A 13,073-nucleotide genomic window follows, 5' to 3' on the forward strand; every position below is an offset into this window, starting at 1 on the left:
CCCGGGGTGCCGAGTGCAGAACGCGGCGTCCTGAGTGCAGGACACGCGGTGCCGGGTGCGGGACACGCGGCGGGTCAGGCCGGTCGGGCGACGAGGTCGGCGTTGGCCCGCAGCACCGCGGCCGCGTCGGCCACGATGCCGTCGACGAGTTCGGCCACCGTGGGCAGGTCGTCGACCACCCCCACCACCTGTCCCGACGCGAGCACACCGGTGTCGGTGCGACCGTCGACCAGCCCGGACCGCAGCAGCATCGGCGTGTTGGCCGCCATCAGGACCTGACCCCACGTCAGGTCGTTGCCGCGCTTCATGGCCAGACCCTCCCGCACCATCGCGACCGGTGAGAGTCCGGTCAGTGCGCGGAACCGCACCGCGTTCCGCAGTGCCCGCACGGCACCGGTGAGCCGGCCCGACGACTCCAGGCGCTCGACCAGCTCGGTACGCAGCACACGGTGCGGCAGGCCGTCGACCCGGTCGGTCACGACCGTGCCGGAGACGCCGTGCTCCAGGTAGCGGCGTTTGACCTCGTCGGGCACCGTGCTCTCGGCCGTGAGCAGGAAGCGGGTTCCCATCGCGATCCCCGCGGCGCCGTAGGACAGCGCCGCGGCGAGACCGCGGCCGTCGAAGAAGCCGCCCGCCGCGACGACCGGGATGTCGACCGCGTCGACCACGGACGGCAGCAGGACCGTCGTCGCCACGGAACCCGTGTGCCCGCCGCCTTCGCCGCCCTGCACCACGACGGCGTCGGCACCCCAGGACGCAACCTTCTCCGCGTGCCGCACCGCACCCACCGACGGGATCACGACGACGCCGTGGTCCTTGAGCTTGGCGATCTGTTCCCTGCGCGGCGCCAGCGCGAACGACGCCACCCGCACGCCCTCCGAGATCAGCAGGTCGACCCGGCGGTCGGCGTCCTCGGCGTCGGCCCGCAGGTTGACGCCGAACGGCCGGTCCGTGCGCCGTTTCGTCTCGGTGATCGCGGCCGCGAGCTCGTCGACGGTCATCGTCGCCGAGGCGAGGATGCCCAGGCCACCCGCCTGGGCCGTGGCTCCGACGAGCCTCGATCCGGCGACCCAGCCCATCCCGGTCTGCACGACCGGATGCCGCACGCCGACCAGGCGCGTGAACGGAGTGTCCACTGTGGCCCCGCCGTCCGTCGTCCCCGGATCCACACCTGCCGTCATGACGGCACTTCCCTGTCCCGCGCGCCCTCCGGGTCGAGAACATCCCGGATCAGGTGCAGCTCCTCGCCGGTCGGCGCCCGTGACGTGCCGGCTCCGGTGCAGTCGACGGGGAACGACGTCGCCTCCGCCACCTCGTCCTCGCTCACCCCGGGATGCAGCGACACCCCGCGCATCACGTGGTCGGGGCCGTCGAAGTCGAACACCCCGAGGTTCGTCACCACCCGGTGGACGTCGTGGAAGCGTTGCGCCGCCGCGCCAGCCTTCGCCGCGTTGTCGTAGCCGACGCCCGCCACGACGTCGACCGACTCCACGAACACCCGCCTGCCGTGGCGCGGCACCCAGTAGCTCGTGCGGTGGTTGACGGTGTTGCCCGGCGCCCCGCGCACGCCGAGCAGCTGCTTCGCGGGACGGCGGTGCTCGCCGATCGCCGAGATGTTCTGGTTGCCGTACCGGTCGATCTGGTTGGCGCCCATCACGACGTGCCGCCTGCCGTGCGGGACGATCGTGTCGAGCATCCTCCGGAACGGCTGCCACCCTTCGACGGTGCCGTCGCCGTCGACCAGGTAGGCCTGCCCGTCGGACAGCAGCAGGTCCGGTTCGAACGTCGCCCGCGCCAGCCGTGCACCCAGCGACGGGACGGTTCCCATCGGACTCGCCACGATCTCACCGTCCCCGCGGAACAGGTCGGCGACCGCCACCACCGCGATCTCGGCCCTCGTCACGTCGCTCATGCGGCCACCTCCGCGGCGAACCGGTCGACCTCGGCCCGGTACGCCGCCTCGTCGCCGGACAGGAACCGGTCGACGAACGACGGCCACCGCTCCGGATCCCGGGCGCTGTCGACATAGTGCTTCTGGAAGATCTCGTCCCTGCCGTAGTCCGGGGCCGCGGTGGTGAAGTGCGCCCCGCCAGGCGCCTCGATCACACCGTCCACAGCCGACCGGTTGAGCAACAGCGACTGCACCGGCCCCGCCTCGGTCAGCTCCGCGGTGGGCACGACACGTTCGGCCGACACGAAGCGGGTCGCGGCGGCGAGGCAGAACAGGTCGTCGAAGTAGGGATCCGGGCCGAGGTACTGGGCGTTGCCGCGCGCGTCGGCGCGGTTCAGGTGCACGAACGCGACGTCGAGCGGCTGCGCGGGCACGGCCAGCAACTCCTCCCCGTCCGCGTAGGGCGAGCACACGGTCTTCAGCTCCGGCGACAGTCGCGGCACGTCGGAACCGAGGCCCGCCCGGGTCGGCAGGAACGGCAACCGCTGGGCCGCGGCCTGCAGGGCCAGGCCGAACATGCCCTCGTCGTACTCGGTGACCTCGACGTCACCGTTCTCCCTCGCGCGGCCGAAGTGCGGATCGAACGGCACCGAATCGAGCGTCACGAACCCGAACACGACGCGCCGCACCTTGCCCGCGGCACACAGCAGTCCCACGTCCGGACCGCCGTAGGACACGACGGTCAGATCCTTCACCGGCGAGCGGAGGATCGCCCGCACCGCGGCCATCGGCTTGCGCCGGGATCCCCAGCCACCGATACCGATCGTCATCCCGTCGCGCAGTTCGGCGACCGCGTCGTCGACGGTCGTCCGTTTGTCGGCCATCACGACCCCTTCTCGTCCAGGAACGCCTGCCGCGCCTCGTCCGAGGCGCCGAGCAGGTTCAGTTCGAACGTGAAGCCCTGTTCGAACCGGTAACTGCGGTGCACGTCCTGCGTGTCGATGCCGTTGAGCGCCTCCTTCGCGGCGCGGATCACCCGGGTGTCCTTCGCGGCGATCGACCCGGCCACGTCCAGCGCGGCGTCGCCGAGTTCGGACGGCGGCACGACCCGGTAGACCGAACCGAAGCCCTGCAGTTCGGCCGCGGTGACCGTGCGCGCCGTGAAGTACAACGTGCGCATCAAGTGCGGCGGGACGAGGCGTGCGAGGTGCGTCGCCGCGCCCAGCGCCCCGCGTTCCACCTCCGGCACGCCGAAGGTCGCGTCGTCGGAGGCCACGACGACGTCGGCGTTGCCGACGAGCCCGACCCCGCCGCCGAGGCAGTGCCCGTGCACCGCGGCGACCACGGGCACCGGGCAGTCGTAGACGGCGCCGAACGCCGCGTAGCAGCCACGGTTGGCGCCCACGAGCGCCTCGTAGCCACTGCTCGCCTGGATCTCCTTGATGTCGACGCCCGCGTTGAACCCGCGCCCCTCGGCCCGCAGCACGACGACGTGCACCTCGGGGTCGGCTCCCGCCGCGCGCACGGTGTCGGCCAGGTCGAACCAGCCCGCGACCGTCAGTGCGTTGACCGGCGGAGCGTCGACCGTGACCACCTCGATGTGCTCGTCGACGCGTGTCCTCGTGATCGTCATCAGCCCACTCCGTAGACGGGTTCCGGTGCCGGCGCCTTCGCCAGCAGGTCCGCCACGACCGGGCCCAGTTCGGCCGGGTCCCAGCGTGCTCCCTTGTCGACCTCCGGCCCGTGGCGCCACGACTGGGCCACCGACACCTTGCCTCCCTCCACTTCGAACACCCGCCCCGTCACGTCCGCCGACTCCGCGCTGCCCAGCCACACGACCAGTGGTGAGACGTTCTCCGGTGCCATGGCGTCGAATCCGTCGTCGGGGCGCGCCATCATGTCGGCGAACACGTCCTCGGTCATCCGGGTGCGTGCCGACGGCGCGATCGCGTTGACCGTCACGCCGTAGCGGGCGAGTTCGGCGGCGGCCACCACCGTCAGGCCCGCGATGCCCGCCTTGGCCGCGGCGTAGTTCGCCTGCCCGACGCTGCCGAGCAACCCGGCCCCGGAGCTCGTGTTGATCACCCGCGCGTCCGGAGCACGTCCCGCCTTCGACTCCGCGCGCCAGTACGCACCCGCGTGCCGCAGCGTGGCGAAGTGGCCTCGCAGATGCACGCGCATCACGGCGTCCCACTCCTCCGCGCCGAGGTTGACGAGCATGCGGTCCCGGACCACCCCCGCGTTGTTGACGAGCACGTCGAGGCCGCCGAAATGTTCGACGGTGTCGTCGACGAGCGCCTGCGCGGCGTCGAAGTCGGCCACGTCGTGGGTGCTGGCCAGCGCCGTGCCGCCCCGGTCGGTGATCTCGGCGACGACGTCCGCCGCCGGACCCTCGCCGGCGCGCGAACCGTCCAGCGCCACGCCGACGTCGTTGACCACGACCCGCGCGCCCGCGTCGGCGAAGGCGAGCGCGTGCGCCCGTCCGATGCCCCGACCGGCGCCGGTCACGATGACCACCCGGTCGCGGCACAGCCCGTTACCCATGTGCGTTCTCCCGTCGAATGTCGCGGTCCGCCGTCGCGGTCCCGGTGGTGCCGGTGGGGCGGCCCTCGGCGTCGTTCGTGTCCGCCGCGGCGAGGAAAGCGGGCCGCTCGCCGCCGCCGTGGACGAGCAGTGAGGCGCCGGTGACGTAGGAGGCGAGCGGCGAGGCGAGGAACGCCGCGCACCGCCCGATCTCCGCGGGGTCGGCGAGCCTGCCGAGCGGCACCGTGGCCTCGACCGCCGCGACGCCGTCCTCACTGCCGTAGTGCAGGTGTGCCTGCTCGGTGCGCACCATGCCGACGGCGAGGGCGTTGACCCGCACCTTCGGCGCCCATTCCACGGCGAGGCTGGCGGTCAGGTTCTCGAGCCCCGCCTTGGCGGCGCCGTAGGCGGCGGTGCCGGGCGAGGACCGCCTGCCGCTGACGCTGCCGACCATGACGATCGAGCCGCCCTCGTCCTGGCGCTGCATCACCGCGTTGGCCTGCTGGGCGACGTGGAGCGGTGCGAGCAGATTGAGCTGGACGATCTTGTCGTGGAAGCGCGGCGAGGCCTCCGCCGCGTCGGCGTGCGGCGCCCCACCCGCGTTGTTGACGACGACGTCGAGCCTCCCGCAGCGCTCGAGAACCTGTTCCATCATCGCCTGGATCTGTTCGGGGTCGCGCACGTCGCACTCCACGAAGTCGGTGCCCGCCTCGTCGGGCGGCGTCCGCCCGCAGTCGACGACCCTGGCGCCGAGTTCTCGGAACACCGCGGATATCCCCGCGCCGACTCCACGAGCCCCGCCGGTCACGAGTACGACCGCCCCGTCGTACGAGAGCTCCCGAGTCGCCACGAACACCTCCGTTCCCCGTGCGACCACAAAACTAGAACATGTTTCTGTTCGCGACAAGGTCGCCGCGCACGGACTTTCCGGGGTGACACCGAGCACATAGGGTGGGAACTCTCGTCAGCGTCGACCAGAACCCGGGAGTCCCCATGGCAGCACCGTCCGCGGACCGCCGAGCCGACACCGCAGCAGCCCCGCAGCCCGTCACCGCCGATCCCGGCACCGACACCATCCCCGCGCTGCTGCAACGCAATGCACGCGACTTCGCCGACCTGCCCGCGCTCACGTCACTCGACGTCGAAGGGGCCCCGACCCTGACCTGGGCCGGCCTGCGCGACGAGGTCGCGGCGGTCGCCCGCGGACTGGCGGACCTCGGACTGCGTTCCGGACAGCGGATGCTGATCATGGCGCCGAGCAGACCCGAGCACGTCATCGTCGACCTGGCCGCCACCTGTCTCGGCGCGATCCCGTGCACCGCGTACTCGACGCTGAGCAGCGAGCAGATCGCCTACGTCGCCGAACACAGCGCGGCACCCGTGGCCGTGCTCGCAGGCACCGACGAACTCGCCCGCTGGCGCCCCGTGCTGGATTCTTTGCCCGCACTGGCCCACGTCGTCGTGATGGACGAGGACGCCGTGCCCTCCGACGACGACCGGTTCCGCGCGTTCGACGAACTCCACGCGCAGGGCGCGGCCGCGCACTCGGCCGATCCGGACTCGTTCGATCGCGCCGTGGCCGACGTCCGGCCCGACGATCCGCTGGCGATGATCTACACGTCGGGCACGACGGGCGTACCGAAGGGCGTCGTCCTGTCCCACCGCAACGCCCTCCACCAAGCCGTGGCACTGCGCGACCGGCACGACAACCCGCCGCACCTGTCGAACATCGCGTACCTGCCGCTCGCGCACATCGCCGAGCGTGTGCTGTCGATCTACCTGCCGACCGTGAACGCGGGCCACGTGCACACACTCGCCGACCCGGCGAACGTCGTCACCGCGCTCGGGCGGGTGCATCCCCAGCAGTTCTTCGGCGTGCCGCGGGTCTGGGAGAAGATGGTCGCCGGCCTGAAGAACATGCTCGCCGGACTGCCGGAGGAGAAGCAGACCGCGCTGCTGCAGGCCAACGAACTGTTGCAGGAGGGCTACAAGCTCCGCAGTGCGGGCGAGCCGGTGCCCGCCGAGCTGGCCGAGCGCATCGCCGAGACCGACGAGGCGGTGCTCGCGCCGGTCCGCCAGATGCTCGGGCTCGACCGACTGTTCCTGGCCTCCAGCGGTGCCGCGGCGTTGCCCGTCGAGGTGCTGTACTTCATCGCCGGATTGGGCGTCGAGATCCAGGAGGTGTGGGGCCTGTCCGAGACGACCGGCGCCATCACCGCCAACACAGCGGGCGCGTTCCGTGCGGGCACGGTCGGCAGGCCGCTGCCCGGCGTCGAGGTACGCGTCGCCGACGACGGCGAGCTGCTGGTCCGCGGACCCATCGTGTTCCTGGGCTACCTGCAGGCCGACGGCACCATCGAGGACGTGACCGACGACGACGGCTGGTTCGCCACCGGTGACATCGGCACGATCGACGACGACGGCTACGTCACGATCACCGACCGCAAGAAGGAACTGATCATCACCGCGGGCGGCAAGAACATCGCCCCGTCGCGGATCGAGGGGCTGCTCAAGGAGCACCCGCTGATCGGGCAGGCCGTCGCGATCGGCGACGACCGGCCGTACATCAGCGCACTCATCGTGCTCGACGACGAGATCGCACCCGCGTGGGCGGCGGCACGAGGTATCGAGGCGGCCGAGCCGGCCACGTTGGCGGGCCACCCACAGGTACGGGCGGAGATCGAGCAGGCCGTGGGCGCCGCGAACGAACGACTCGCCCGGGTGGAACAGGTCAAGCAGTACACACTGCTGTCGCGGTCGTGGACTCCGGAGAGCGGCGAGCTGACGCCCACGCTGAAGCTCAAGCGCCGGGTGATCAACGATCGCTACCGCGACGACATCGAGGCGCTGTACGGAGCGTGAGCCGGGCCGGCGTCAGGCGCTGCTGACGTTGAGCCACTTGCGCAGCCGCGGCGGAACCCGCTTCTCCAGACCGTACGGCTCGAGGTGGGCGCCGAAGACCTCCTCGAACGCGCGCTGGACGCCCTCGGTGTCCCACACGTCGCGTTCGAGGATCGGGGCCTTCAGATACGGCTGGCCGACGATGTGCAGTTGCGGCCCGTTGCAGCGCACCAGCTGGCCGGTGATGCCCGCCGAACCGTCGCCGAGCAGGTAGAGCACCAGCGGTGCGATACGGCTGGGCGTGCGGTCCGGCGGGCAGCCGCGCAAGGCCCGTTCGGACGTCCACACCATGCGGGTGTGCGCGAGCGGGCACACGGCGTTGACGCGGATGCCCTCGTCCTCCATGTCGAGGGCCCATGAATAGGTCAACGACGCGACGGCACCTTTGCTCGCGGCGTACGCACCGAGTTTGCGCTGACCGAGGGACGCGCCGGAACTGATGTTGACGATCGACCCGCCGCGGCCCGCATCGACCATGGCGCGGGCCGCGGCCATGCCGGTGAAGGTCACGCCGAGCACGTTGGTCTCGATCAGCCTGCGCACCCGGGACGGATCGTCCTCCCACGGCAGCGCCTCGTGGTTCACCGCGGCGTTGTTGACCAGGCCGTCGACGCCGCCGAACTCGCCGACGCACGTGTCCACGACGGCGGCGGCCTGGTCGGCGTCCGACACGTCGTGCCCACTCGCGACCGCGCGGCCGCCGTGAGCCCGGATGTTCGCCGCCACGGACTCGGCGGCACCGGCGTCGACGTCGTTGACGACGACATCGGCGCCCGCGCGCGCCGCGTGCACGGCGAACGCCTCCCCCAGTCCTCGTCCGGCGCCGGTGACGACGACGGCCTTGCCGCCGAGTAACCCGTCCATGTCGACCTCCCGCTGTCAGCACCCGGTCCGACCGCACGGGGGTTCTACCCACAGCAGCGGTCGGTCCCAGTCTTTCCCCCTGATGGCGCAGCACATGCCTGCCATCGGCGGACGGAGGGATGGGTGCGCCGAGCGTGTGGTAGCCGATCGGCCCCATGGAAGAGCGCAACCGAACGGAGGGAGCCGCCGAGGACGAACGGTCGCCCGGAGGTCACGCCGGTGCAGCAGCGCAGGCGGCCACGGCCGAGACGACGGGACGTCTCACGCCGGGGCGGTCGCGCCGGTCAGAAGTCACGGTCGCGCATCACGGAACCTCCCCTCACCTCACAGGCGGCGAGCTGGGCGAACGCTGTGCGGCCCGGCGTATCGTGTGGGGGTCAGCCTAGTCGGGGCCATACCCCTCCACCAGGGGATCCGACTCCGGAGACCCGGTCGGCGCAGCCCCGCCGACCCCCTCGCCGTCCCCTTCCCGGTGACGTCTCACCCACGCCCGTGCCGCACGCGGACGAAACGGGCACACACGTGATCCACTGTCACGGAAACGACATCGGCCGATACGCACCGTGTTCACGGTGCCGTGCAGGAGACGGCGGTGTCGGGTATCCGCGGACACCCGACACCCAGGACAGCGCACCCAGGCAACCAGGGAGGTCACCCGTGCAGCGCGAGCGGCATGCCCGGCTTCCCTCACGATCCGGCACCGGCGGGCACGGCCCCACGCCCGGTACCGGGCAGACCGGCGGCACCGTCTCGAGCACCGGAGCCTCGAGCACCACATCCTCCGAGACCGCGGCGTCCCAGGCCCCGGCGTCCCGGACCTCGGCGTCCGCATCCGCAGCGTCCGGCAGCTCGGCATCCGACAACCCGGCGTCCGACCTCGCGGGGTCGGGTGGGCGGGTCGCGGCGAGCGCGGCGGCCGGGGGGCCCGGCTCTCGGCGCGTGCCTCGTCACGGAGCCGGCCCGGAACGCCGCCGCCCCGGGCCGATCAGCCCGGCGAAATGGGCGCTGTGGCAGCGACCACCGGCGTTCATCGGATTCGTCGTGGTGGCCGAACTCCTGGCGCTGGCCGGCGTCACGCTCGCCGCGACGTCCGCACCGGCACCCGGCGCGACGGACTGGCTCCGACTCGGGCTGCTCTTCGCGGGGGCCACCGCCCACATCCAGCTGACGCGGCGGCAGGAGGAGCGACGCCGCAGCCGGATGCGGTCCGTGCTCATCGACCTGAACGCGGTGTGGGTCTTCCCGGCCGTCCTGGTGCTGCCCGTGACGCTGACGGTGGCGCTGATCGTCGCGGTACGCGCCCAGCGCTGGCTCATCGCGCGCCGGCCCGCGCACAACTTCGTGTTCTCGACGGTCGCGCACTGTTTCGCGGCAGCGCTGGCCGCAAGCCTCCACCGCGCACTCGGTCCGGCCGACTGGGCGTCGCTCACCCCGGCCGCGTCGCTGCGCGAGTTCGCCCTGATCGTGCTCGCCGCGGCGGTGTACGAAGGGGCGCAGCTCGTCTACGTCGGCGGCGCGATCACGCTCAGCGGGCCGTCGCCCACCCGGCGCGGGGTGTTCGGCAGCGCCTCCGACAACCTGCTCGAGGCCATCGCCACGGGCCTGGGCGCCGTGACGGCGGTACTGCTGATCACGCTGCCGCCCGCGGTGCTGATCATGACCGCGGTGGCGGTCGTGTTCAACCGGCTCGCCGAGATCGAACAGTTGCAGGCCGACGCCGCCAGCGACCCGAAAACCGGACTGCGGAACATGCGCGGCTGGTCGGAGGCCGCGGGCCGCGCGCTCCGCCGGGTGCGCCGCGCCGACGGCACCCTCGCGGTGCTGATGATCGACCTCGACCACTTCAAGGACGTCAACGACACCTACGGCCATCCCGCGGGCGACGACGTGCTGGCGCGGGTGGCGGGGGTGCTGCGCGAGGTCACCCGGCCCGCCGACATCGTCGGCCGGTTCGGCGGTGAGGAGTTCCTCCTGCTGCTGCCCGACACCGACGCCGACGCCGCGGCACACGCCGCCGAGCGCATCCGCGCGACCATCGCGGACCTGCACATCGACACGACCGACAAACGCGGTTCGCACGTCACGATCACGGGTCCGACGGCGTCGGTCGGCATCGCCGTGTACCCGGATCACGCAACGACGCTGGACGACCTCACACACGCTGCCGACGCCGCGGTGTACGCCGCGAAGGAGGCCGGCCGCGACGCGGTGCACCTCGCGGAGTCCGCGGGGCCGTGACCGGGCCGGACGGCCACTCGCTCGGCCGTTCCGCCGCACAGAATCGATGCGGCACGTGACCGCGTCGCGTGGCCCCGTCACCAGATCGTCATGCTTTCGGGGGTTCCCCCGATATCCGCTTCACACGACCGCTGCCACCCTGGACGTCGATGGCCCACCCGACCACCGAGTCCTCCGAGGCGCCCCCGACCTCCGCCTCGCCGGTGCCCGTCGCGCCACCACCGCGCGGCGGGCACCGGCGACGCGGCTTCGGACGAGGACTCGGCCGGGGACTGACGACGACCGGACGCGTGCTGCTGTTGCTCGTCGTGGTCGTCGGGTTCGGCTTCTTCGCCTCCCGTTCCGCGCCGCCGCCGGAGCAGGGGCCGCCCCACGGCGACGTGGCCATGGCCGAGCAGGCCGCGCACGCGCTGCTCGACCCGCGGACGGCGGGCGAGGCCCACGAGCACCTGCCCCCGGACTTCCGGGCGGTCACGGGCGCCGGGGCCGGCGAGGAGACCGCGCCGGACGGCACCGTGCGGTCGGTCCACATCGACGGCGGATGCTCGGCACCCTGGGGCGACGACGGCACCCGGTGGAATTTCGACACGGCGTGCCGCGCCCACGACCTCGGCTACGACCTGTTGCGCTACGCCGACGCCAAGGGCCATCCCCTCGACCCGGCGTTGCGGGACGCGCTCGACCAGCGACTGACCGACGACATGCACGCCACGTGCGACACCAACCCGCGCGGCTCCGGGCGGGCCTGTCACGCCGTCGCGTCGCTGTACGCGGCGGGCATGGACGTCAACTCGTGGCATCAGCGCTGGGGACCGCCCACCGGCGAACCTCTCGGGCCACTGCTGGCGGGGGTTGCCGCGATCGGCCTGTTGCTGGCCTTCCGGTTGCGCACGTGGCGGAGGAGCCGAAGGGCGCGCCCGCGGGTCGTGGCCGCACCGCCCCGACCCGCGGCGCCCGCGAACCGGTGGACCCTGCTCGGTGTCGCCGCGATCGGCGCGATCGTGCTCGGCGAATCGGCCGTGGCGCTCGCGGGCTGGGCGGGTGTCGACGAGTCGTGGCTGTGGCCCGCGACCTGGCTCACCCAATTCGCGTTCGTGTTCTTCTTCGCGGGCGGGCACGCGAACCTGGCGGACTGGCGCGACGTGCGGAACGCGGGCGGCGGATACCGCGAGTACCTGGCACACCGCACGGGCTGGCTGCTCCGCATGGCGCTGGTGTTCGCGCTCGTGGCCTTCGCGGTGCCGACCGCTCTCGAGTTGATGACGGTGCCGTCCTCGACCGTCGAGGTCGCCGTACGCATTGCGCTGCATCCGCTGTGGATGCTCGGTGTCTACGTGCTGACGGCCGTCGCGGCACCGGTGATGCACCTGCTGCACCGGAAGGCCGCCACCGTCACGGGTGTCTCTCTGGTCGCCGCGCTGAGCGGCCTGGTGGTGGCCGCGGAACGCACCCAGACCCCGATGCTGGCCGGCCTCGCGGCGCTGGTCATGGCCCTCGTCGCACAGCAGCTGGCGCTCGTCCACGCGGCCGGGCGACTCCGGTCTGCCCGACCGGCCGCGGTCACGGCCGTCCTCGGCACGGTCCTGCTGGCCGGGGGCGCATGGCAGGGCCTCGTCCCCGCGACGGTCCTCGGCAGCCCCGACGGTCCCCCGCCCCTGGCAGGCCCGGTCGTCCCGGTGCTGCTGCTCGGGCTCGTACAGCTGAGCGTGCTCCGCCTGGCGCGTACGCCGCTGGCCGCGGTGGCACGCAGTCCACGGCTGCGGGTCGCCGCCGGGCATGCCGCACAGGCACCGATGAGCCTCTACCTGCTGTTCCTGTCCGGAATGATCCTGCTGGTCGCGGCCGTGTACCTGCCGGACCTGGTGCCGTCGGGCAGCCTGCGCGTGGGCCTCGCCGTGGCCATGCTGGCGGTTCCCGCACTCGCGGTGTTCTGGTGGTTCGAACGCCATGCCGCCCACCGGCCGCCCACCGCTCCGGCTCGGCCGCCCACCGCGCGCCTGGAACGAGTACTCGCTCACGTCGCCACGACCGCGGGCGTCGGCTACGCCACGATCGGGGTCTTCGGGTTCGCGCTGTCCAGCTTCCGCACCTTCGGTGACACGCCGTTGCTGGCGGAGTTGCCGCTCGACCCGATCCAGAGTCTCGTCCACCTGCTGCTGGGGATGTCGCTGCTGCACACGGTCCGCACCGGGGACAGCCACTCCCCGCGCACCTGGCTGCTCACCGCGCTGGCCTGTGTCCCGCCGTTGCTGTCGGCGACGGCCGGACCGGGCGTGTTCACCGCGGGCGTCGTCGTCCACACGGGCACCGGGGTGCTCGCCGTCGCCGCGGTACTGGCTACCGTGTGGGCCGCGCGCCGGGCCTCCCGGCCGCTGCGGTCGTTGTGGCACGGCCCGCCCACCGGGGCGGCCGGAGGATGAGCACGAGCGAATCCGACACCGGCCACGATCCGGGCGGCTCCCGGGCGCCCTGCCGTGTCCTCGGCCACATCGGGGCACCGATGTGCCACGCTACGGACAACCTCCGGCCGCACCGCCGCGTCTCCCTGAAGGGCCGGGCTCCGGCCGTGCGCGGTTCCCCGCGGGGTACCCCGTACCGGAGACCGGTGCCGGAGATCGGTGCCGGACACCGGGTCGACGCGCGCGGGCCGTGTCGG

At 72.5% G+C, this 13,073-nt stretch carries 10 protein-coding genes; 3 read left to right on the forward strand and 7 right to left on the reverse strand.

Going from position 1 to position 13,073, the window contains the following annotated elements:
* Positions 1 to 74: 74 nt before the first annotated feature.
* The 6 genes from LY13_RS05495 to LY13_RS05520 are packed head-to-tail and all read right to left on the reverse strand — an operon-like array spanning position 75 to position 5,264.
* A complete protein-coding gene (locus LY13_RS05495) occupies positions 75 to 1,181 on the reverse strand; it encodes an NAD(P)H-dependent flavin oxidoreductase (protein ID WP_253827120.1) in 1,107 nt (368 codons plus the stop codon).
* The gene (locus LY13_RS05500; RefSeq protein WP_253827121.1) at positions 1,178 to 1,912 is read right to left on the reverse strand and encodes a CoA-transferase subunit beta; all 735 of its coding nucleotides are present in this window, start codon (positions 1,910 to 1,912) and stop codon (positions 1,178 to 1,180) included. Before LY13_RS05500 ends, LY13_RS05495 begins: the two co-directional genes overlap by 4 nt.
* Entirely contained in the window at positions 1,909 to 2,775 is an 867-nt protein-coding gene (locus LY13_RS05505; RefSeq protein ID WP_253827122.1) for a CoA transferase subunit A, read from the reverse strand. Before LY13_RS05505 ends, LY13_RS05500 begins: the two co-directional genes overlap by 4 nt.
* On the reverse strand, positions 2,775 to 3,524 hold the full coding sequence (locus LY13_RS05510) for an enoyl-CoA hydratase family protein (protein WP_253827123.1): 750 nt from the start codon (positions 3,522 to 3,524) through the stop codon (positions 2,775 to 2,777). The genes LY13_RS05505 and LY13_RS05510 overlap by 1 nt, the downstream gene beginning before the upstream one ends.
* Complete coding sequence (locus LY13_RS05515; protein ID WP_253827124.1) at positions 3,524 to 4,435, reverse strand: SDR family oxidoreductase; 912 nt, start codon at positions 4,433 to 4,435, stop codon at positions 3,524 to 3,526. Before LY13_RS05515 ends, LY13_RS05510 begins: the two co-directional genes overlap by 1 nt.
* Positions 4,428 to 5,264 (reverse strand): SDR family oxidoreductase, encoded by an 837-nt coding sequence (locus LY13_RS05520; RefSeq protein WP_253827125.1) that lies wholly within the window; start codon positions 5,262 to 5,264, stop codon positions 4,428 to 4,430. The genes LY13_RS05515 and LY13_RS05520 overlap by 8 nt, the downstream gene beginning before the upstream one ends.
* Positions 5,265 to 5,407: 143 nt before the next feature.
* Here LY13_RS05520 and LY13_RS05525 point away from each other — a divergent pair, with 143 nt between their 5' ends.
* The gene (locus tag LY13_RS05525; RefSeq protein ID WP_253827126.1) at positions 5,408 to 7,276 is read left to right on the forward strand and encodes an AMP-dependent synthetase/ligase; all 1,869 of its coding nucleotides are present in this window, start codon (positions 5,408 to 5,410) and stop codon (positions 7,274 to 7,276) included.
* A gap of 12 nt (positions 7,277 to 7,288) precedes the next feature.
* On the opposite strand, the gene LY13_RS05530 is transcribed toward LY13_RS05525, so the two are convergent.
* Positions 7,289 to 8,179, reverse strand: coding sequence for an SDR family NAD(P)-dependent oxidoreductase (locus LY13_RS05530; protein ID WP_253827127.1), 891 nt, complete (start codon positions 8,177 to 8,179; stop codon positions 7,289 to 7,291).
* 939 nt (positions 8,180 to 9,118) lie between these two features.
* Here LY13_RS05530 and LY13_RS05535 point away from each other — a divergent pair.
* Positions 9,119 to 10,417: a GGDEF domain-containing protein gene (locus LY13_RS05535; protein ID WP_253827128.1), complete on the forward strand. Its 1,299-nt coding sequence runs from the start codon at positions 9,119 to 9,121 to the stop codon at positions 10,415 to 10,417.
* Between the two features lie 149 nt (positions 10,418 to 10,566).
* Positions 10,567 to 12,837 carry a phospholipase A2 gene (locus LY13_RS05540; RefSeq protein ID WP_253827132.1) on the forward strand — a complete coding sequence of 757 codons (2,271 nt, stop codon included), beginning with the start codon at positions 10,567 to 10,569 and terminating at the stop codon, positions 12,835 to 12,837.
* Positions 12,838 to 13,073: the final 236 nt, after the last annotated feature.

Source organism: Prauserella aidingensis (assembly GCF_024171865.1).
In the GTDB taxonomy this organism is placed as follows: domain Bacteria; phylum Actinomycetota; class Actinomycetes; order Mycobacteriales; family Pseudonocardiaceae; genus Prauserella; species Prauserella aidingensis.

What these genes read in the sequence shown, in the direction of transcription:
- LY13_RS05495 (WP_253827120.1), bottom strand. Translation starts at nt 1,181, where the DNA reads ATGACGGCAGGTGTGGATCCGGGGACGACGGACGGCGGGGCCACAGTG.
- LY13_RS05500 (WP_253827121.1), bottom strand. Translation starts at nt 1,912, where the DNA reads ATGAGCGACGTGACGAGGGCCGAGATCGCGGTGGTGGCGGTCGCCGAC.
- LY13_RS05505 (WP_253827122.1), bottom strand. Translation starts at nt 2,775, where the DNA reads ATGGCCGACAAACGGACGACCGTCGACGACGCGGTCGCCGAACTGCGC.
- LY13_RS05510 (WP_253827123.1), bottom strand. Translation starts at nt 3,524, where the DNA reads ATGACGATCACGAGGACACGCGTCGACGAGCACATCGAGGTGGTCACG.
- LY13_RS05515 (WP_253827124.1), bottom strand. Translation starts at nt 4,435, where the DNA reads ATGGGTAACGGGCTGTGCCGCGACCGGGTGGTCATCGTGACCGGCGCC.
- LY13_RS05525 (WP_253827126.1), top strand. Translation starts at nt 5,408, where the DNA reads ATGGCAGCACCGTCCGCGGACCGCCGAGCCGACACCGCAGCAGCCCCG.
- LY13_RS05530 (WP_253827127.1), bottom strand. Translation starts at nt 8,179, where the DNA reads ATGGACGGGTTACTCGGCGGCAAGGCCGTCGTCGTCACCGGCGCCGGA.
- LY13_RS05540 (WP_253827132.1), top strand. Translation starts at nt 10,567, where the DNA reads ATGGCCCACCCGACCACCGAGTCCTCCGAGGCGCCCCCGACCTCCGCC.